This window comes from Algoriphagus aquatilis (genome assembly GCF_042657405.1).
Classification (GTDB): Bacteria; Bacteroidota; Bacteroidia; order Cytophagales; family Cyclobacteriaceae; genus Algoriphagus; species Algoriphagus aquatilis.
This window is the reverse complement of sequence record NZ_JBHSKS010000003.1, coordinates 68134-90307: the sequence shown is the minus strand read 5'-3', so window position 1 is coordinate 90307 and position 22174 is coordinate 68134. Positions and strand designations below refer to the sequence as shown.

The following is a 22174-nucleotide window of genomic DNA, read 5'->3' as shown; positions in this document are numbered from 1 at the left end:
TTGGCTTGCAAAATAACCACTTAATTGCCCGAAAAACCATACTTTTGTCCCTGTTATGACTATGAATTCCTCCAAAACAGCTCTCACCGGAATCGTGCTTGAATACGATTCAGGCATTGTTCCACCACCTTACAGCCATGTATTCAGACTCGCCTTGGATTGGGGCAAAGGGGATTTGGATGTGAAACTGGACCTGCATTACACTGAGAGAGAGGAACTGAGTGAGCAAGAAATCCTCGATGAAGGATTCACAACCAACGACGATTATAGCTATACAGGATCGCTTAACGCCGTTTGGATCAAACCCGTCCAAGAACTTTTCAATAAAACCAAGTGGACGAACAAAGACATTGAAGAGGGTGGAATTACCATCACACCTTTAGAAAAAGGTAAAGATGAAGGATTGAAAATCCCATCCAATCAAGAGGAATGGCAACTGATGGCCCAAGATCTCATCCAGGCCATCTATGAAACCGTGAAAAAAGAACTTCCACTTCAAGTACATTACCGGAAGGTGGAACATGAGCAAGTCATTGACTGCAGCCTAACCGTTCATTTTTCAAACAGAGAAGTAATTTTTGAAATGGGTCAAGAAAAGCGGACTATTCACTGGGAATATGCCATTCAGCTCATGAAGATGGTTTTCACCCCTGATTACCATTACGAAATGGCTAAAGAAGAGGCAGGCAAAAAACGGGGCTCCTACATCGAATGTGGCGATGGCTATTGGCACGAGTTGGGCAAAGGAGTGATCAATATCGATTCCTCCTTTGATGCGGTAGGCAAGATAAAAGCAGGTTTTGAAGAATTAATGGGAGGATAAAACCATGTGGAAGGTTACCCTCGAATCTGCTTCAGATCAGCCTGAATATCCCGAATCATTTCCCCTAAGTCCTCCAGAGTTAGGGGTTTCTTTTTGTCTCCAGGATTAGGAAAATCCGTGCTGATGAATGCTTTGGCCTCCCAAATTTCCAAGACATCTTCACCCCTGACCTCGTAAGGTTTGTATTGGTCATTGTCTGAAACCAAAAACAGCTTCCCATTTTCTTCTAAATAATTGAAGACTCGTTTGTAGACCACCCCTTCTGTCTGAGTGACTAGCACATAAGTTCTTCCACTTTTAATATGGCTGAGCTGCTCAACATAGGCCCCGATGACGATGGTACCCGGTATCAGCGGCAGCATCGAATCGCCTGCCAGTTCAAATGCCCGATAGGTAGCCTGCCGGGAGAGATTGGGGAGGTGAAACTGAGGCAAAGACTCCATGTAGACAGGGTCAGCATACCCATTGAGATATCCAGCGGAGGCCTTTTGACCTACCAGCGTGATATTTTCTTTGTCGGAGTCATCTGCTGCGATGGTCAGGATATTGATTCCTCGCTTTTGTAGGGCTTTTCTTCCCAGCTTCTCAATATCATGCTCCAAAAACTCCTCTACTCCTACTTCTAAAATTTCACAAAGCTTGGCCAAGGTCCCCAATTTCGGTTCAGATCTTCCATCTTCGTAAGCTGAGATCATGGTCCGCTGCACCTCAAGCTGATCGGCAAGATCATTTTGAGTAATTCCCTTTTGCTTTCGCAAAAATCGAAGGTTAGAGGCTAAGTAACTCATGCTGAAAAGAGGTAAAATTTATGATCTTCTTCTACCGGAGGTAATGGAAAAAAGGGATTGAGATTCATCATCTCTTCTCTTCTTCGCTCCAATCGGTTCTTTATCTCATCTATGATATCACCCACTGACTTAGGTTCGTTCACCAACAAGTATCCATATTGAGGTTTTTTCTCATCCTCTATAAAAAACTTAACCTGACAATTGCCTGAAGATAGCGTCTTTGTCGTGATGCTTATTTTGTCTGTGCTTTCCATAGTCTCAATGATAACGAGAGCTAAGTTATAAATGTTATTTTTATCAACATCAAAATGATGTTAAAATCAACATTATTATCTGACAAAGATTGTCACATTAATTTATCCAATGATTTTGGTGAATTCAGGATGGTGCAGGATTATGCTTTTACACCATTTTTTTAATACCCAGAAAGAAGGCAGTTCATTTGAATTTTCTACCGCTCAGCCAATTAATCCATCAATACTGAACTTTTGGATAGTTCTTTTGTACTACCTAAAGCTCAGATCATTTATAAATGAGCTGATGCAAGCCACTATAGATTTTAACTGCTCTGATGAAGTACCTTTTATTCATTCTTCTATCTTTTGCCACTGTGTATCAAGTGAGTGCCCAAACCTACACGGTGAAGGGCAAGGTCCTTGAGTTTGGAAAAAATGATCCTATTCCCTATGCCAATATCCTTATCATGACTGTTTCGGATTCATCTCAGGTGTCCGGTACGATATCGGAATTGGATGGGGAGTTTGAGCTGACAGGAATCCGAGAAGGTCAGTATTTATTCAAAATCCAATACCTCGGCTACCAAAGCTACTTCCAGACCTTAACGATTAATTCCAATTTGGATTTGGGGAAGATCAGTATCAAGGAAGAGGCTACTGCCCTCAATGAAGTAGTCGTAGCTGCACGAAGGTCCTCCGGTGCGCAAAAAAGCGATACCACCATGTTTAATGCAGATGCATTCAAAACCATGAAGGACGCCAGTGCCCAAGTTCTGATCGAAAAGCTTCCCGGAGTAGTCTCGGAAGGAGGTATCCTTCAGGCACAAGGTGAGAACATTGCGCAGATCCTGGTGGACGGAAAACCGTTTTTTGGTACGGATGTTCAGGCTGCTTTGCAAAATTTACCCGCAGAGGTGATTCAAAGCATTGAGATTTTTGATCAAAAAAGCGAGAAAACTCAAATGAGTGGATTTGATGACGGTCAGCGTCTGAAAACGATCAACATCATCACCAAACCGAATCGAAGGAAGGGCCAATTTGGAAAAACTACAGGCGGCTTTGGCACGGATGACCGATATCTCGCAGGTGCAAGTATTAATGCTTTCAATGAGGACCGTCGGGTTACTTTTACCGGTTTGGCCAATAATGTGAACATGCTCAACTATTCGAGCGATGCCAACTCTCAGGCAGATGGCAGGCCACAGGAAGGTGTAGTCACCACCAATATCCTTGGAATGAACTATACCGATCTTTGGGGTAAAAAAATCAAAGTCACAGGCAGCTACTCCTATTCCAACCGGGAAAATGTAGGAATTGTCAACCGTGTAAGAGATTTTATCACCACGGATGAAAGCAGCCAAACCTACACCGAAACTGCCCGGGATGTAAGGATTAATCATGAGCACCAGGCAGACCTAAGGCTGGAATACAACCCCAATGAAAAAAACAGAATCCTTTACATCCCGAGATTCTCTGCAAGTTTCGAAAACGAAAACTCTTCTTTCTTCGGAAACACCAATAGTGGCATCACCCCGATCAACGAAGTAGAAAATCAACGTACCGGCGATTACCAGGACTACGATTTTTTCAATCGATTGATTTACAGCCACAAGTTTGATAAGCCAGGTAGAACTTTGACCTGGAGATCCATCTTGCACAATGGCTGGAACTTAGACGAATCCCAACGCAAGGCAAGAAATGTCTTTTTTCAGAATGGAGAAAGCAGAACCGAGCGCATCGATCAACTCACCGATCGCGAACGACAAGGATTACGATGGGAAACCGGAATTTCATTGACAGAAAAAATCGGTGAAAAAGGACAAGTTGAAGCCGAATACGAAATCGGAAATCGATCCAATGACTCCGATCAACGTGTATTCAATGTCGAAGGGGGAGATTTTGATGGTGGATCCATGGTTTTGGATACGACTTTGACCAACGTGTTTTTGAGCAATTACCTTACCCAGGAGTTTGAATTGGGCTATCAATACACAGCCGAAAAATTCAAATTCCAAACCGAAGTCCAGTACCAAGACGCCAAGTTGGACAACAGTCAGGATTTCCCTAAGCCTTTTGAGCTCAACAGGAGATTTTCAGCAATCATCCCAACCATGAGGATGGAATACAAATTTTCTCCCCAGACCAACATCCAGGTAGATTACGATACCCGCACGGCTGAGCCTCAGATCCGTCAGCTCCAGCCGGTCATTGACAATTCGAATCCGCTTCAACTGAGAACGGGAAATCCTGATTTGGACCAGTCTTACACCCATGAAATCCGAGTGAGATTCCGAAGCCAAAATCAGGACTCTGACCGCAGTTGGTTCCTTTTTACCTCCTCCTCTTTTGTCAACAACTTCATCAGCAACAGCACATTCATTGCCAATGAAGCCACTGAAATTCAGGACGGAATAATCCTGGAAAAAGGCTCTCAACTCAACCGACCCGTCAACTTGGACGGCTATTGGGACTTAAGGTCCTGGCTAAGCTACGGCATGCCGCTGGACTTTATGAAGTCCAAACTCAACCTCAACATGGGTGGTGGTGTAACCCGAAGACCAGGCCAAGTCAATGACCTGATCGGATTTAACAATTCTCAAAGGCTAAGCGGAGGATTTTCCATCAACAGTAGCATCAGCGATCAGATTGACTTTAACATCTGGTCAAGATCCTCTTTCAACAACGGGGAAAATACGCTCAATCCTAGCCTGAATAATCAGTTCTTCCAACAGCGATTCCGGGTCAATTTCAACTGGATCATTTGGGAAGGAATCGTCTATAGGCTGGATCTCAATCATCAGATCAATACAGGCCTTAACGCAGGTTTCAACAACAATTTCTCCCTGATCAACATGGGTCTTGGGAAGAAAATCTTCAAAAATCAGCGTGGCGAGATCAGTTTGATGGCCTATGATATTTTAGGACAGAATGCCAACGTAAGGAGGAATATCACCGAAACTTTTATCGAAGATATACAGACAAATGTTCTCCAACGGTATTTTATGGTTTCTTTCACTTACAACCTCCGCAGATTCAGCAAAGGAATGGATGAGGAAAAATACAATGAGCTCTACCAGCAAGAGGATAGAAACAATTAACCTCCACTTTCAATCCAAATTATTGAGCCCTTCGGGGCTTTTTTTTATTTCCACGATAAAGCTTTTTTATACTGAAATGGAAGTAATCTGTATATTTCACGAAATAAAAAGCAGCTCAACCCCACGACAGCATCTCAACTATTCGGATGAACCATCGGACACCTTCAAGTGGACAAAAGCAAACCTGTTTATCAGGGATAGGGATGTTAATTTTTCTTCATTTAGCCCTTACCTCCTACTCCCAAGACCTCAAATCCCTACTCAGAAAAGCTGCGACTACTGCCGACTCGGCTGATTATTATTTTGGAGAAAGTAAAAAACTGATCATCCAACCTGAAGATCAGGCAGAATTTGACTTTGCCAAAAACGCCTACCATGCCAACAGCGGTGAGTTGGACTCCTGCATTTATTTTGGGCAGCGGGCCTTTGAGTACTTTAAGGGAAAAAACGACCTCCTCAAGCAGGTTTACATCCTGCACTATATGGGTGTGGCCTACCGAATGGCAGGACAATATGAAGAAGCAATCAACAGTCTTTTCCAAGCCATTCCGATTTCTCAGCAACTGGGAGATTTAACTTGGCAAGGATGGATTTTGCAAGGCATCTCTCTCAATTACCATGATTTTGGAGCCTATCAAAAAGGGATTTCATTTGGACAAAGGGCCTTGGAAGTGTTGAGCAAAAACCTGGAAAAAGATCCTCGTAGTGTGGCAATCGCACTGAATACCTTAGCGATCAACTATGATGATTGGGGGAAATACGACAGTGCGATTTTTTTCCACATGCAAGTCATGGACTTAAAGGACAGGCTGGATACACTACAATTTAGCTTCACGTATAATAATATTGGCAACACTCTGATCAAATTGAATCGACTTCCTGAAGCTAAAAATTGGATTCAGCGGGCGATCGTCATCACCGAAAAGAGGCAGAGCCAAGGCAATGACGAAAGCTATGATCTAGCTACCAATTACACCAATTTGGGACAGATTCTGGGTAAGCAGGGAATTCATGCAGATGCCAAAGCTGCACTGAGAAAAGGGCTTGCTTTTGCGCAGCAAAGTCAATCCTTGGAAAAAATCAAGGATAGCTACCAAGCCCTCTACGAGTTTAACAAATCAAATGGAAAGTCTGACTCGGCACTGGTCTATCTAGAACTTTTATCAGGCATCGAAGACAGCTTCTTCAACCTTCAAAGTGCAAAGGCGATCTCTGATGCAGAGGCCAAATACGAACTTGCAGAGAAAGAGCGGAATCTGACCGAAGAGCGTCTGAGAGTACAGCAAAGTCGATTTGCTTTTATGACCCTCGCTGCGATTCTTGGATTGGTAGGCGTCTTGGGATTCCATTTCTTCAGGCAGCAAAAATTGAAATCCATTCAAAAAGACCAAGAAATCGAACTTCAAAAAGCTCTTTCGAAGGTAGAAACCCAAACCCAACTACATGAGCAGCGGCTGAAGATTTCAAGAGATCTTCACGACAATATCGGCACCCAACTCACTTTTGTGACTTTAGGAATGGATAGTTTGAAGGCTTCTTTCTCCAACCCACCCGGTCCTGTCTTGAATCAGATCGACCATCTAAAAACCTTCACCAAGACAACCATTCAAGAGCTGCGCGATACCGTGTGGGCTATGAATCAATCTCAAATGACCTTTGAAGATATTCAAGGAAGGATCTTGGGATTTACTGAAAATCTTACCTGGAAGGAGGATTTATCCTTGGAAATTGAGTTGGATCCAGAGTTGGAAAAAATCACCCTTGGCTCTTTTGAGGGCATTTCGATCTACCGAATCATCCAGGAATCACTCAATAATGCGCTCAAACATGCCCAGGCATCAGTCATTTCAGCCAGATTGAATAAAGACGCTGAAGGCCTACAAATCATCATTCAAGACAATGGGATAGGCTTTGATCCATCAAGCACTTCGGGGAATGGCCTAACTCACCTAAGGTCAAGAGTCAATGAATTGAACGGTTCCATCTCCTTCCATTCAGTATCGGGTGAAGGCACACGAATAGAAATTAGCATCCCCCTCCAATCATCATGAGCATCCGCGTAGGAATTGTAGAAGACAACCCCACTATACTCCAATCGATTGGCCAACGACTGGAGAAGATTTCTGATATTCAAATCAAAACCAAGGCTGTGCATGGCAAGGAAATCCTGAACAAACTGGCAATAGATTCGAATTTGGATCTGATCTTCATGGATATCGAAATGCCTGAAATGGACGGAATCGAAGCCACAGCACAGATCAAGATCCGCTATCCACAGATCAAAATCATCATGCTGACTGTGTTTGACACGGAGGACAAAATCTTTCAGGCGATCCGGGCAGGAGCTGACGGCTATTTACTTAAGGATGCCGAACATGGCTATTTGGAAAAATCCATCCAAGATGTGCTTTCAGGTGGTGCGGCTATGACACCATCCATTGCTTTAAAAACCATTCGGCTGTTAAGAAATCCTCAATTGCCTGTTGAGCAGGAAAAAATCGAAACTTACAGGCTTTCCAAACGAGAGATCGAGATTTTGGAACAACTCAGCAAAGGGCTCAAGTACAAAAACATTGCTGACAACTTGTTTTTGTCTGTGGGTACCGTAAAAAAGCACGTGGACAATGTCTACGAAAAACTCCAAGCTCACAACAAACTGGAAGCCATCCACAAGGCAAAAACCAGTCGACTGATAGATTAGAATACTGAAAATGGCGTATTTCTGAGGCTGAATTTCCCGCCTACTTTCGAGAAAACAATCGAAAGCAAAAATGAAATTCAAACAGATTTTTATCCTCATGGCTATTCTGATCAGCGTGGCTTCTTGCGACCTGATCAGCGGTGGTGAAGACAATTCGGGAGATACCGATGGAAGCGGTAGCACGTCAGGATCAGACCAACTAGCCAAAGAAGTAGCAGATGCAAAATCATTCTACTCCAAAGCCGGCGCCCTATTTAAATTCAGGGCATTTGCCTTCAACGGCGACCTCAACAATCGTCACGAAATGCACATCAAGAAGATTTTTGAGAAGGGAGGACAACTTTCTTACATCTCGGAGTCTTGGACGACTTTTGGAGGAACCTCCTTTGCCTATAAAATAAACCCTACCGGAGACCTCGTTTTGGAACACTCGCTCAGCGGAAATTTTCTTCATCCCAAATTTGAAAATGAAATCAACCCTGAGAATCAACTGATATCATTTAATTACGGTACAGATGCCACATCCCACGGTGGATATGGAAATGCCCGTGGAACCCTTCATAATCATAGCCTTCAGAAGTATCAGATTTTGGCCATGAACCAATCCGATCAGGGTTACATGACCCAACTCAAAGGCAAAACTTTTGTCCTGAGCATGGGATTAAACTCCAATTCGGGAAGACCCTCGCTCTACACCCACATCCCGGGACAAACACCTGCTCAAGATAAATGGGAACTTAAAGACTTGGAGTTTATCCGTAATGCCGGAATCAATTTTACCAACGATGCCTCCAAAGCTGGCAACCAAAACAAAATCTTCTGGACATGGATCAGTTACGATGCCTTGAATACTACACAAGGCAAACTTCACGTGGTCACCTTTGATGGCAGCAATTTTAGCGCGATTACCTCAAAGGCTATTGGACAGGTTGGCGAAACACTGTCAATGTCTTCGAAACACATGCCCATTCTTTATAAAAACCCAAACAACCTAGACCAGCCTTATATAGTGGTACGCCGATACAACAATCTCAATGTGTTTGACATCTACAAATACACCGGCAATGCAATAGAAACAATTATCGAGGGAGTCACACTACCTTCTACCCTGCCATCCACCAATGGTACCGTTCGGGATTTTAAGGAAATGGCCTTCACCGGAACAAATCTTTACCTGATCAATGGATTTGACAATAAACTCTATAAACTGAAAGGAAAGGACTGGGAAGAAGTGGGCTCCAAACTGATCAAAGGAGAAAATAAGTTCACCGCCATCGAAGGAGGGGCTGATGGATTATACATTGGAATTTCCTATCTGCTCCAAGTTGGCAATATCGTGCGGATTGGCGGAGACTTGGTTTTTTTGAAAAATTAAAACGAGTGGATTAGCCTGATTGAAACATGCCTCCCCGAATTTGGGGAGGCAGTTTTTTAAGAATTCACAAAATTGATTTTGAGCACAAACTCTCCCTGCTCATTGAACTGAAGGCTGAGTTTTGCATCATTTTTTTGACAATAAGAATCTACCAGAAACAGGCCAAGCCCTAACCTTTCAAATGAACCATCCCGCTCTACTCTTGAAAATGGGGTGAAGTCCACGTGATGGCCCGGAGGATGGATAGTCTGTTTGTTTTTGATCATCAGCTCACTGCCAAAATATTCAATCTCAATCTCGGACTTAGGTGTGGAAAAACTGAGTGCATTGTCCAACACTTCATTCAAGAGAAAATCAAGCATCTCCCTATCGAAGGAAATATTGGGAGCAATCCGCGTTCTAAACAAGAATTTTTCGGGGCCCAGCTCATTGATTTTATCCAAAATCAGCTCTCCCAAAGTCAAGGTAGAAGGGTTGGGAGTAGTTTGTCCGAGTTGTTTGTAAAGAAACAATTTATGGTAACTGTCCTTCATCCGCTGAGCGATAGACATGGCATGATGAAGGTGGATACTGAGCTCACTCCAATCTTGTGCCTCTACTGCTATTTTCTTCTTCTCCAAAAGATGATAAAGAGATCCTGAATTTCTTTTTGACTCTTTGGATGCCGCAAGATCAGTAGTTGAGCTCTCCGGCACCGCAGGTTGGATGGTGTTCTGTATTTTCAGCTTTTTTTCAGTCAGTGCTGCAAAAACGGAGTTCAGCAGCATCCTGGCAGAAATCGGTTTGGTCAGGTAATCATTTGCACCTTGAGCAAGTCCGTTGTCACGGTCTTGTTTGCTTGCTTTCGCGCTGAGAAAAATAAATGGGATATCCTTAAGTCTATCTTGACTTCTAACTTCTTTAATGCATTGATAGCCATCCATCACCGGCATCATGATGTCGCAGATAATCAAATCCACCGCATTGGACTCAAGCTTTTTCAGCCCTTCCAGACCATTGTCAGCTGTAAGCAATGCAAATCCGTTGTATTCGAGGATCTCCTTCAGATTCTGCTGGAGCTCTATCTCGTCCTCAATCAATAAGATAGTTTCTTTCATAAGGTAAGGTTACTGTAAATACTGACCCTTTATTTTCTTCACTGGTAAAGGTGAGTTTACCTCCAAGTTTCTTCACCAAATCATGGACAATACTCAATCCAAGCCCTGTTCCTTTGATATTTTTCACATTGGAAGCTCTGAAAAACGTGTCAAAAACAAACTTGAATTCTTCTTTCGGTATCCCAATTCCATGGTCAACCATCATAATCTGAACATAATTTTTGCTAGGCGCGATTTTCAATAGAGGCTTGGGCTTGCCTTCCGGAGTATATTTCAAAGCATTCTCAATCAGATTTCTGATTACATGAAAAAGCAAATTTGGATCTGAGTGAATCAGGATTGGATTTTCTCCCAAGTCAAGGCCGATTTTGGTTTCATTTTCGCTGAGGGCAAATTGGTTATAAACCAGCTGGATAATTATCGCTTTGAGATCTACTTCGGTCTGATTGAATTCCAGCTTTCCTTCGTTGTTGCGTTCAAACAATACAACATCTGAAATGATCTGGGTCAACCGGCTGAGCTGTACATGGATTTTCCGGATTTGCTTGACCAAGCCTTCGTGAGCTTTGGGTTCCGAAACAGCCTCGGTGATGATTTCCATCAAGTCCGCAGAACTCTGTATCGTAGCCAAAGGAGTTCTCAATTCATGAGAAGTCATGGTGATAAACTTTGATTTGAGCTGATTGAGTTCGATTTCTTTTTCGAGCGTTCGTTTCAATTCTGCCAAAACCAATTCCCGGTCGGTCACATCCCTTGAGGCAGCCAAGAAAGAAGAAAGCTCTCCATTTTCGGTGTAAATGGGTTTCCAAAGCATTTCAAGCTTGATTTCCCTTCCATTTACTCCGTGTTTGATCGGAATTACAAATCGTGGGAATTTGGTAAAATCAGATTCATCATTGGGTTCAAAATTGAAAAACTCAAAAAGGTCCTTACCTATAAATTCCTCTGCTTTAAAGCCAGTCACTTTTTCCAGTGATGGAGAAGCATAAATGGTCTTCATACCCAAGTCATGGAGTGTGACTATATCATCTATATTCTCTGAGAGCAATCGGTAAAGACTCTCCGACTCTTGTTGGAGCAATTCTGCTTTACGCTTTTCTCTGTTGACATTCAACGAAGCAATCAAGTTGGCATAGCTTGAGAGAAAGGGCTTCAAAAAATTGACATCCTCTTGGGTGTAAGGCTTTTCTTTGTTTGCCAATCCCACCATACCCACAAATCTCTCACCTTTAAAAATCGGGATACCCAAAAACCGATGCAGTGTTGGATGCCCGACCGGGGTAGCATGTGGACTTCTTCTCGGATCCTTTTCTACTTCATTGGAAATCATGGTTTCCTTATTTACCATCACCCAACCAAAGAGCGAATCGAGATTTCTAAACTCCATTCCAACTCTAAAATTCCGCTGGTAATATTCCTCCACCTCGTCATTCCAGGAGATATTACTGATGGCATTAGACTTTAGGTAAGGGTTGCCATTCTCGTCATAGAGCACTTCTCCCAAAAACCCGAAAGAACTGTCGGTAAATCCGATCAAACTTTCCAGCAACATGTAGAACGTATCTTGAATTTCGTCATCCATGGAAAAATCAACCTGAGTCTGATTGATTGCCTGGATCACGTCATTCATCCGGATAAGCTCAAGCTCGCTGAGCTTTCTCTTGTTGATGTTGTAAAACACGATCGCCCTAGCCGTACCCATTTTATAAGGAATGGATTGACTGCTGATGCTGTACCACTGGAGCCCTTCTTTGGTATGGAGGAGGATTTCATGGTTGGAAAAATTGGAATTAGATCTCAAAAACTTCTCAAATCCCTCCTGATATTCTTCCGGAACCAGCTGCTCAATCCAAGTATTTCCAAATGCTGCCCGCTCACCACTTCTGACATGGAAGTTTTCGTGGAAAGAAAAATTATAATAGATCAGCTTGAAATCCTCTTCCACACTTAGGATAAAGGGGAATGGAAGATTTTCGGTGATGATTCTGAATCGATTTTCGGTTTGCTCGAGTTGGATTTCCTTATTTTTCTGCTCCGTGATATCCGACATTCTTCCATGGATTCTCAAGGCATTTTTATTGGAATCATACTCGATTCCAGACCTGTCATAAATCCAAATGATTCTGCCTGAAGGAGTCTGTACCCGATACTCCATTTCGAAATAAGGGAGTCTTTGCGCTACAAATTCGCCATAGGCTTTTTGGACTGCAGCTCGATCCTCTTCCACAATTTGCCTGGTCCAAAATTCAGAGTCCTCCAAAAACTGTTCTTTTTTGAACCCAAAACGCTCAATCTTATCCGAAATAATCAACAGACGGCCCGTATCCGCATCTAAGGAATAAAGGACATCCTCAACAGTCTCGAAAAGAGACTTAAACTTAGATTCACTTTCTTTGAGCAAGTTGAAATTAAGCTGGCCCTGATGGATGTCATTGATGGTGCCAAAATACTCCGACCTGACATCTTTCAGAATTCGCTTTACATTGATTCTGATGTAATAAAGCGAACCGTCAGGCTTGATAAATGCTGTCCTGACGGAGCAGCTTTTTTCCCCGGTAGATTCCAGGGATTCGATTCTACTTTTTAGCTTTTGAGCACCTTCTGATTCCAGAAACTGGGCTATAGGAAGCCCAATGCACTCGTGAATGTCGCGGTCGGTCATTTTTGACCAAGCCCCATTCAGATAGGTTATTTCTAGCTTTTCATTGAGCTTGAATACGATATCCTGAATATTGGAAATGATCTGCTTATACTTTCGCTCATTTTTCAAGGCTCTTTTATAGCTCCGCTTCGCAAAAATCAAGTTGCCAAGAGTAGTAGCAAAAGCATGTAATGCGCTCACTTGCTCAGGGGCAAACAACTCTTCCCGGGTACAATTATCAAAACCCATAAAACCCCAAAACTCATTGTTTACCATGATGGGAATGAATAGGTAAGCGACTATTTCCTGTTGGGTCATGACCTCTCTGAACACCTCATTGGGAGAGTCCATCACCAATTCATTTTTCACCTTATTCGCTCTCAGGTCGACTTCAAGTTCTGGAAAAAGACTCCAAGGTGCTTCAAACAGGTTTTCATTGTCCATCTGCACGCTGACACCTTCCCTACACCATTCGTCCAGGTAGGTAAGACAAAATTCACGGTCAGCATTGTAGTAATTTCGGAATACATAGACCCTATCTACAGAAGAAGCCTCACCAAGTTTTGGTAATATTCGATTGATTGCTTTTTTGAGGTTCTTTGACCCCTCCATCAGGGCATAAGACTCACCAATTGCTGATAAAATTTTTACACTTAAATGCGTTTTATCGCTCATTTTTTATGAATTGTAAAAAATGTAAATATATATGGCTGAAAAATGGTAAAATAACAGATTGTATATATTTTTATTCAGATCATTTCATTGATTAGTGATCATACTAATAAAAAGATCCAAATTTAGCCATGAGCCTAAAAGTCTTGATAATTGAAGACGAAATTGATCTCGCAGAGAACATTTCGGAGTATCTGATACAGCATGGATATGATGTGGTTGGGATCATCCCAACGGCGGAAGATGTGCCCGATTTTATAGCCAAAAATGATATCGACCTTTTCTTGGTAGACATCATGCTCAAGGGCAATGTCAAAGGGATCGATATCGCTGCCGTGATCAGAGAAAAATTCCCTAAATGCGGTATTCTATTTACTACTGCTTTGTCAGGAAAAAGTGTCTTGGATAAAATCTCCGACACCCTGTACGATGGATATCTCCTCAAACCTTTCAGCTTAAAATCCTTGGAATCAACACTTTATTTGATCTCCAAAAAACTGGAAAAGCCGGAAGAAACTGGAAAAGCCGGACAAAAAAGGAATCTTTTACCTATCCGTGACAAAGGAAAAATCATTCTCCTTGACGAAAATGACATTCAGTATGTCAAGGCAGAAGGTTTGTATCTGAGGATCTTTACAGACAATAAAGTATTCCTGATTCGTGAGCTCCTGAAGACTTTCCTTCCAAAACTTAATCCTGAAAAATTCTTGAGAATTCACAAATCCTATGTGGTCAACCTCAGTAGGGTAAAAGATCTCAATTCCAAAGAATGCAATATCAACAACCAAATCATTCCTATCCGAAGAGGTTTTTATAAGGACTTCCTTACTATCCTACAGAATAAAAAACAGTAACCTCTTCACGTGATGTAGAATAAAAAAAGCCTGCTTTAAAAGCAGGCTTTTTTGTTACAAACAAACAAATCGAAAACAAGTGGGTGACACAACTTTTCTATTACTCTTTTTACTCTACTATATAATTTCTTGTTGGCTTAACTAATTCTGATCATAGTTAATCAAAATCAGAATAGCCATGAAGCGTAACAGAAATTTTGTATATGTAGCGCAGGAATATAGAAACAAAGTGCGTATCCAAGGGCTGTCACCTATTACATCAAATGGAACCAAGCTCACCTGCTGAAAGTGGCTTCATGAGGTACTCTAATTCGACTCAGATTACCGTTTTCCGAATTGAGCTTTGAGCATGGCAAGTTTGTCGGACATGGAACCTTCCTCCTGCTTTGATTCTGTTCTTGGCTGAGGCTTTTCTGACTTTTTCCCCCGTTCAGCAAAAGGATCAGCTTTCATACTTAACCCGATTCTTTTTCTGGCCACATCCACTTCCATCACCGTCACCTGTACCTTTTGAGCTACACTTACTACTTCATTGGGATCCTTGACAAATCGATCCGCGAGATGGCTGAGGTGAACCAATCCGTCCTGATGTACTCCGATATCCACAAATGCTCCGAAGGCAGTAATGTTAGTCACGATACCCGGTAGCTTCATCCCGACTCTTAGGTCCGCCATGGAGTTGACGCCCTCCTGAAACTGAAACACTTCAAAGCTCTCTCTCGGATCTCTGCCCGGCTTAGCCAATTCCTCCACGATGTCTTGAAGTGTGGGCAACCCCACGGTCTCAGAAACGTAGTTTTTCAACACGATCCGGTTCCGAAGCTCCTCCGAAGTCATCAATTCCTGCACGGAAGCCTTCAGATCTTGGGCCATTTTCTCCACCAATTCATAGCGCTCAGGGTGAACAGCCGATCGGTCTAGGGGATGCTTTGCATTGCGGATTCTCAGGAAACCCGCGGCTTGTTCAAAGGCTTTCTCTCCTAATCTTGGCACTTTTTTCAGCTGAGCCCGACTGGAAAAAGGACCATTTTCCTTTCGGAAATCGACAATGTTTTGGGCCAGCACGGGCCCCAATCCGGAGACATAAGTCAAAAGTTCTTTGGAAGCCGTATTGACTTCTACCCCTACGCCGTTTACTGCGGACATGACGGTGTCATCGAGCGAGTTTTTGAGCGCATTTTGATCCACGTCATGCTGATACTGACCCACTCCGATGGATTTGGGGTCGATTTTGACAAGCTCTGCCAAAGGATCCATCAATCTACGACCAATAGAAACAGCACCCCGCACCGTCAAATCCAGATCAGAAAATTCATTTCTCGCCACTTCAGAAGCCGAATAAATGGAAGCCCCGGCTTCATTGACCATGGTGACGATCACTGATTTGGAAAGTCCGAGAGACTTTACAAATGACTCGGTCTCCCTACCTGCGGTACCGTTACCTATGGCAATCGCCTGCACGCTGAACTTCTCCACCAAACCTCGCACCGTCATCCCTGCAGCGGCCGTCTGACGCTGCGGTTCGTGAGGGAAAATCGCTTCATAATGCAGCAACTGCCCTTGTGGACCGAGACATACCAACTTACAGCCGGTACGGAACCCCGGGTCAATGGCCATCACCGACTTCTCACCTAAAGGTGCACCAAGCAGCAACTGCCGGAGATTCTCCGCGAATACCTTGATGGCTTCTTCGTCTGCCTTTTTCTTGGTCAGCAGGCGGACTTCCGTCTCCATACTGGGTTTTAGCAGTCGCTTGTAACAATCCTTTATAGCTAACCTCACCTGATCAACAGCAGAATTCGCCGCATGTTCGAGAATCTCTCGCTCGATCAAAGCCACTGCCGAACCTTCCTCAGGACAGGAATCCAGCATTAGGAAAAGCTCCTTTTCCCCTCGTCGCATTGCCAATACCCGATGGGATGGCGCAGTCTTGATTGGCTCAGACCAATCGAAATAATCCTTGTATTTGATCGCTTCGGCTTCTTTGCCGGGAATGACACGGGAAGTGAAGACGCCTTCTTCAAGAAAAAGCTTGCGCATCTTCTCTCGAACCTGTGCATTTTCATTTACCCACTCCGCAATGATATCACGGGCACCTTGTAGGGCTTCCTCTACCGTTTTGACCTCTTTTTCTTCACTCAAGTACTTTTCAGCCTCAGCTTCCAGATCAAAAGAAGTCTGCGCAAAGATTCGCTCCGCCAAAGGCTCCAAGCCTTTCTCCCGGGCAATGGTAGCCTTGGTTCGTCGTTTGGGCTTGTAGGGCAGGTAAATATCCTCCAACTTGGCCATGGTCTCCGCTGCATCAATGGCCTTTTTGAGTTCGGGAGTCAGTTTACCCTGCTCTTCGATGGACTTGAGGATCGCTTCCCTGCGCTTGTCCAATTCGCGAAGCTGCTCGATTCGGTCACGTATGGTGGCCACTTGTACCTCATCTAGGGTACCGGTTGCCTCTTTTCGATACCGGGAAATGAATGGGACAGTAGCACCTCCATCCAAGAGTTCGATAGTCGCCTGGACCTGATGGGGTTTGACCCCGAGTTCGGATGCAATTTTACTTTCGTAAGTCATAGTCAAAGAGAAATCTAAAGCAAAAACTAGCCTGCAAGATAAGCCGGCTTTTGATCCCAAAAACCTGAAATGTGCGGTTGGTCACTAATGGACTGATTTAAAGATTGTAAAATTGAAGATTCAAAAATTGATTGGATTTCGGATATGGGATTTCGGATTTCGCGAGTTTCAAAATTAAACTTAGGTAATCTTAAAAGGCCCACTCAATGCCGTAAAACATTTGCAGTTAAAAATCGAAATAAGCTGGAGGTATCTGAATGATAAATAAAGATCCTCAACGTGTCGTAAATCTAAAACTTGTGCTGAGCGTAGTCGAAGCATCGTAATTTGTCTCATGGATTGGAAAAAGGAAGTTAAGTCTTGGGGTCTAATACTGGCATTTTTCGCATTTCTCTATTTCACGGGATTACTTCCGGTGATTCAGGGAGGGATTCAATCGGTCTTGCTTTCCACAGGACTGATCAAACCCAAACTGGAAATCCCCGATCTGACGGATCAAAACTTTGACTACCGCGGTCAGTTCAAAGACTTTGAAGGGAATGTGGTGGACCTTCAGGATTACCGAGGAAAAACCGTGTTCATCAACCTATGGGCCTCTTGGTGCGGACCCTGCCGAGCTGAGATGCCGCACATCTCAGAACTCTACAAATCCGTCAAAGACACTCCAAACCTGGAATTCCTCCTGATCGGACTGGACAAGGATATTCGAAAAAGTCAGGGCTTTATGGAAGGAAAAACCTGGAGTTTTCCGGTGGTTCACGCCAGCTATGGACTCAACCAAAGCCTTCAAAGCGAATCTATTCCCACTACTTTGGTGGTCAATAAAGAAGGCAAAATTGTATTCTACCAGCAGGGCATGAGCAACTTCAACACGGACGAGTTTCGGGAATTCTTGGTAAGTCAATAAATCACAAGGGTTCATCAACATTAAGAGAATTAAGAGGCTTTCTATGAGAAACCTTTACTCTTACTTCCGCTCGGATTTACCTAGATTTTCTATTTCCGCAATTACACCAACCTCAAGTGAAAGTAGAATAAGATTAATGAAGTCGTATTTTTTCAAAATTTCAAATCGCCTCTTTAAGTAGCTCCGAAGGAGCCAAACCATTCATAACCCTGTACGAAGTGCAGGGTAGCTAATGAAATTTCCCCTCCTTTGAGCCGTGAAAGGGTGAAACTTAGACGTGTCACCCCTTCAGGGCTCCTTTTCAATTTTATTGACTTTGCCCCCGGCTACACCGGGGGTTATGAATTGTTACAATCCTTTGGATCTAAGACTACCAAAAATTGACCTTCATATCTACTATTTAAATTTGCCTAGTGGATTCTTTGCGGACATTCTTACCATAGATTCAGCTACTTAAACTCCTTAAAGGTAAAACCCAAAACTGGATTTGACTAAAAGCTTTTTCAGGTGATTTATCCACTTTTTGATTGTCAGGATTGAGAAAAAACAGTAATCTGTAGCCTCAACCCAAGTAACCCATGAAAAATCTTGCCCTGACATGCTGCTGGGTGATTGCCTGTATTTTTTCGACCCAAGCCCAAAAATCCGTCCTTTGGTACACTTCTCCAGCTGAGAAATGGGAAGAAGCATTACCGATCGGAAATGGGCGTCTGGGGGCAATGATTTTTGGCAAAACTACGAATGACCGCATCCAGCTCAATGAAGATTCACTTTGGCCGGGCGGCCCTGACGATTGGGAACTGGCTGAAGGCAGATCGGAAGACCTCGCTCAAATCAGAAGATACCTGATTGACGGAAATCATCACAAGGCAGATTCGCTGATGGTCCTGAAATTTTCCAGAAAAGGTGTGACCCGATCGCATCAGACCCTCGGTGACTTGTGGCTGGATTTTGACTGGAAGGAAATCACCGAATACCGAAGGTCGCTCGATTTGGAAAAAGCCGTGACAGAAGTTTCCTTTCTCAGTGAAGGGCATCAAGTCAAGCAACAAGTATTTGCCTCCGCACCAGATCAGGCGATTTTAATACAACTCAGCACCGATCATCCTAACGGATTCAACGGTAAAATCCGTCTCAATCGCCCTGCCGACCAGAATTTTCCCACCGCAGTGACCCAAGTGCTTCATCCTCAACTTCTAGAAATGAGTGGAATGGTCACGCAGCGCGGCGGACAGATTGATTCCAAGCCCTATCCCATCACAGAAGGAGTGAAATTTCGCACCCTACTCTTGGCCCAAAGTCCTGACGGAAAAATTACACCCTCTGAAAATGGACTGGAAATAACCGGTGCAAAAATCCTCTATCTAAAATTGGTTACCGCGACCTCCTTTTATCACGAGCATTTCGAAAAAGTCGCAGAAGAACAGCTGGAGAAAATCTCTTTCAAAAGTTGGGGAGAGCTCACCTCTGCTCACGAGCGGGAGTACCAAACTTGGTTTAACCGAATGAGTCTGACCTTAGGAACAGAGACTGAAGATCTCCTCCCTACTGATCAGCGAATCGCAAGGGTAAAAAATGACCAAGTTGACCTGCATCTGGAGAAGTTGCTTTTCGACTTTGGAAGGTACTTACTCATCTCTTCCTCGCGACCCGGCACCAATCCTGCCAATCTCCAAGGCCTTTGGAATCAGCACATCGCCGCACCCTGGAATGCTGATTACCACCTGAACATCAACTTGCAAATGAATTATTGGCCTGCGGAAGTCACCGGACTCAGCGAACTTCACTTGCCACTTTTTGACTTTGTCGATAGACTGATCGAGAATGGAAAAAAAGCCGCTACAACCAATTTCGGCATCCGAGGAGCCATGCTGCCTCACACCACTGACATTTGGAAAATCCCGTTTCTTCAAGCTGCCACAGCCTATTGGGGGAGTTGGTTCGGAGCGGGTGCTTGGTTGGGGAGACACTATTGGGAGCACTACTTGTACACGGGGGATGAGAGATTCCTCAGGGAAAGGGCCTTTCCGGCCTTTGAGCAGATCGCACAGTTTTATTCCGACTGGTTGATGACCGATCAGAGAGACAGAAGGCTCGTATCCGCACCCTCGACCTCCCCCGAAAATCAATTCATCAACGAAAAAGGAATTAAAGCCGCATCGACCCTTGGTGCCGCTATGGACCAGCAATTGATCGAGGATATTTTTACCATTTATCGTCAATCCGCCGAGATTCTCAAGGTCAATACAGCCTTGGTCTCTACCATCAAGACCCAGCTCGAAGGTCTTCGCCCAGGAGTCCAACTTGGACCGGATGGAAGGATTTTGGAGTGGGACAGACCTTACGAGGAGCCTGAAAAAGGTCACCGCCACATGTCTCATTTGTATGCGTTTCATCCGGGAAATGCCATCACCCTTAGCCAAACACCTGACTATTTTGAAGCAGTAAAAAAGACCCTTCACTACCGCCTCGATCATGGAGGCGCTGGCACAGGCTGGTCACGGGCTTGGCTGATCAATTTCTCAGCAAGACTGATGGATGGACAAATGACCCATGATCACATCCAAAAACTCATTGCTCAATCCCTTTACCCCAACCTATTCGATGCCCATCCTCCCTTTCAGATCGACGGGAATTTTGGCTACACGGCAGGGGTAGCGGAGATGCTCCTTCAATCCCACGAAGAAGGAATCATCCGCATTTTACCGGCTTTGCCCAAAGCTTGGACTTCGGGAAAAGTAGCCGGATTGAAGTCCAGAGGCGGATTCACCTTGGATTTTACCTGGGAAAATGGGCAGATCAAAACAATGAAAATCCTCTCCAACCTCGGTAAAAAAGCAGTCATCCTCGCAGATGGTTCGGAGATCGAGCTTTTCCTTAAAAAAGGAGAAAGCATGGAAATGGAGTTTTGAACAGCATTTATCAAATGCCAATCCTACCAAGTTGAAAAAATAATTACCTTCCATTCATGAGTGAGCATTCGGTATCTGTAGCCATCATTGGCGGAGGCTTTTCGGGAATTGCAGCAGCAAAAAAACTTCATGAAGCAGGTACTTCCTTCCTCGTTTTGGAGGCAAGAGAGCGACTGGGGGGTAGGGTTTTCACCAAGCAATTTGACCAAGGCTATTACCTGGACTTTGGTGGGCAATGGATAGGTCCCACTCAGGATTGGATGTACGAGTTATGTCACGAACTCGACGTGAATTACTTCGAAACCTACAACCAAGGCAAAAACATCCTTAACCTTGGCGAAAAGCTCAAAACTTACCGAGGTACCATCCCAAAGCTCGACCTTTTCTCCCTACTCAATCTCGATTGGCTGATCCGTAAACTGGAAAAACTAGCACGACAGATCGATCCCAAAGCCCCATGGAATCACCCCAAAGCCAAGGAATGGGACAGCCAGCATCTGGATGAATTCCTACGCAAACACTCCAAAACATCGGCTTGCTACAAGGTGATCCGGGTAGGTTGCGAAACCATTTTCGCCTGCGATCCTGATCAGGTTTCCTTGCTTCATGGCTTGTTTTACATCCGCTCAGGTACATCGCTAGACTGCCTCATCAATGTCAAAGGGGGTGCCCAAGAGCATCGAATCAAAGGGGGAATGCAGACACTCGTCGAGGCCATGGCTAAGCCTTTTCTAAACCAAATCCGATTGGAATCCCCTGTAACCACAATTTCATATACCCATTCAGGAGTCACTATCCTTGGGAAAGGGTTTTCTGTTTATGCTGACAAAGTCATATTGGCTGTACCTCCACCCTTATTGGCTCAAATCTCCTTTTCCCCGGCATTACCTTCCCAAAAATTGCAGTTGCTTCACAATTACCCCATGGGCAGGGTGGCAAAGTGCTTTATGATCTACGAAATGCCCTTTTGGAGGGAGTTGGGATTTTCAGGCCAATCGGTATCCGATGACAAAACACCTTTTCAAACGCTGTACGACTGCTCCCCTGCAGATGCCAGCAAAGGAATTTTAATGGGTTTTGTGGTAGGAAGTCGAGCGGAGCAGTTTTTCTTCCTCGAAAAAAACGACAGAAAAGTGAAAATGGAAGCAATACTCACCAGGTATTTTGGAGAGAAAGCCAAGGAAGCCATCGAGTACCAGGAGTTTTCTATGATCGACGAAGCTTGGTCCAAGGGATGCTATGCGGCCTTGATGCAGCCGCACGCTTGGACGGATTTTCAAGACGCTTATCGAAGTCCTTTGCCTCCACTTTACTTCGCAGGCACAGAAGCAGCCACCAAATGGCATGGCTACATCGAAGGGGCGGTTTTAGCCGGAGAATCGGCGGCCATGGAGATTTTAGCAGCCATACACCATGATTAAGCGATTGATCAGTTTTCTTATATTGTTGCTGTTCTGTTGGCTGATCTGGTCAAACTATGGCCGTAATCTTCCTTACCCAGT

At 44.0% G+C, this 22174-nt stretch carries 14 protein-coding genes; 9 read left to right on the top strand and 5 right to left on the bottom strand.

The annotated features are described in order from the left end of the window. Nucleotides 1-61: 61 nt before the first annotated feature. Nucleotides 62-823 (top strand): hypothetical protein, encoded by a 762-nt coding sequence (locus tag ACFPIK_RS04790; RefSeq protein WP_377912783.1) that lies wholly within the window; start codon nt 62-64, stop codon nt 821-823. A 14-nt stretch (nt 824-837) separates the two neighbouring features. On the opposite strand, the gene ACFPIK_RS04785 is transcribed toward ACFPIK_RS04790, so the two are convergent. Both ACFPIK_RS04785 and ACFPIK_RS04780 read right to left on the bottom strand, forming a co-directional pair. Beyond that, the gene (locus ACFPIK_RS04785) at nt 838-1611 is read right to left on the bottom strand and encodes an XRE family transcriptional regulator (RefSeq protein ID WP_377912781.1); all 774 of its coding nucleotides are present in this window, start codon (nt 1609-1611) and stop codon (nt 838-840) included. Further along, the gene (locus ACFPIK_RS04780; RefSeq protein ID WP_377912779.1) at nt 1608-1865 is read right to left on the bottom strand and encodes a hypothetical protein; all 258 of its coding nucleotides are present in this window, start codon (nt 1863-1865) and stop codon (nt 1608-1610) included. Before ACFPIK_RS04780 ends, ACFPIK_RS04785 begins: the two co-directional genes overlap by 4 nt. A gap of 317 nt (nt 1866-2182) precedes the next feature. Here ACFPIK_RS04780 and ACFPIK_RS04775 point away from each other — a divergent pair, with 317 nt between their 5' ends. The 4 genes from ACFPIK_RS04775 to ACFPIK_RS04760 all read left to right on the top strand — a co-directional run bounded on the left by ACFPIK_RS04775 (nt 2183) and on the right by ACFPIK_RS04760 (nt 9021). Then, entirely contained in the window at nt 2183-4945 is a 2763-nt protein-coding gene (locus ACFPIK_RS04775; RefSeq protein ID WP_377912777.1) for an outer membrane beta-barrel protein, read from the top strand. A gap of 203 nt (nt 4946-5148) precedes the next feature. After that, the gene (locus tag ACFPIK_RS04770; RefSeq protein WP_377912775.1) at nt 5149-6996 is read left to right on the top strand and encodes a tetratricopeptide repeat-containing sensor histidine kinase; all 1848 of its coding nucleotides are present in this window, start codon (nt 5149-5151) and stop codon (nt 6994-6996) included. Further along, nucleotides 6993-7646, top strand: a complete 654-nt coding sequence (locus ACFPIK_RS04765; RefSeq protein WP_377912773.1) for a response regulator — start codon at nt 6993-6995, stop codon at nt 7644-7646. The genes ACFPIK_RS04770 and ACFPIK_RS04765 overlap by 4 nt, the downstream gene beginning before the upstream one ends. 70 nt (nt 7647-7716) lie before the next feature. Continuing rightward, complete coding sequence (locus ACFPIK_RS04760; RefSeq protein ID WP_377912771.1) at nt 7717-9021, top strand: hypothetical protein; 1305 nt, start codon at nt 7717-7719, stop codon at nt 9019-9021. 56 nt (nt 9022-9077) lie between these two features. Here ACFPIK_RS04760 and ACFPIK_RS04755 read toward each other — a convergent pair whose 3' ends face one another. Then, on the bottom strand, nt 9078-10118 hold the full coding sequence (locus ACFPIK_RS04755) for an ATP-binding response regulator (RefSeq protein ID WP_377912769.1): 1041 nt from the start codon (nt 10116-10118) through the stop codon (nt 9078-9080). Further along, entirely contained in the window at nt 10093-13434 is a 3342-nt protein-coding gene (locus tag ACFPIK_RS04750) for a PAS domain S-box protein (protein ID WP_377912767.1), read from the bottom strand. The genes ACFPIK_RS04755 and ACFPIK_RS04750 overlap by 26 nt, the downstream gene beginning before the upstream one ends. Before the next feature lie 128 nt (nt 13435-13562). Here ACFPIK_RS04750 and ACFPIK_RS04745 point away from each other — a divergent pair, with 128 nt between their 5' ends. Further along, a complete protein-coding gene (locus ACFPIK_RS04745; RefSeq protein ID WP_377912765.1) occupies nt 13563-14285 on the top strand; it encodes a LytR/AlgR family response regulator transcription factor in 723 nt (240 codons plus the stop codon). Between the two features lie 321 nt (nt 14286-14606). Here the strand turns inward: ACFPIK_RS04745 and ACFPIK_RS04740 are convergent, their stop codons facing one another. Continuing rightward, nucleotides 14607-16853 carry a Tex family protein gene (locus ACFPIK_RS04740; RefSeq protein WP_377912763.1) on the bottom strand — a complete coding sequence of 749 codons (2247 nt, stop codon included), beginning with the start codon at nt 16851-16853 and terminating at the stop codon, nt 14607-14609. Between the two features lie 334 nt (nt 16854-17187). Between ACFPIK_RS04740 and ACFPIK_RS04735 the strand changes: the two genes are divergently transcribed. From ACFPIK_RS04735 to ACFPIK_RS04725, 3 genes are all read left to right on the top strand, one after another. After that, a complete protein-coding gene (locus tag ACFPIK_RS04735; protein WP_377912761.1) occupies nt 17188-17760 on the top strand; it encodes a TlpA family protein disulfide reductase in 573 nt (190 codons plus the stop codon). Between the two features lie 578 nt (nt 17761-18338). Beyond that, nucleotides 18339-20672, top strand: coding sequence for a glycoside hydrolase family 95 protein (locus ACFPIK_RS04730; protein ID WP_377912759.1), 2334 nt, complete (start codon nt 18339-18341; stop codon nt 20670-20672). A gap of 56 nt (nt 20673-20728) precedes the next feature. After that, nucleotides 20729-22093 (top strand): flavin monoamine oxidase family protein, encoded by a 1365-nt coding sequence (locus tag ACFPIK_RS04725; RefSeq protein WP_377912757.1) that lies wholly within the window; start codon nt 20729-20731, stop codon nt 22091-22093. Nucleotides 22094-22174: the final 81 nt, after the last annotated feature.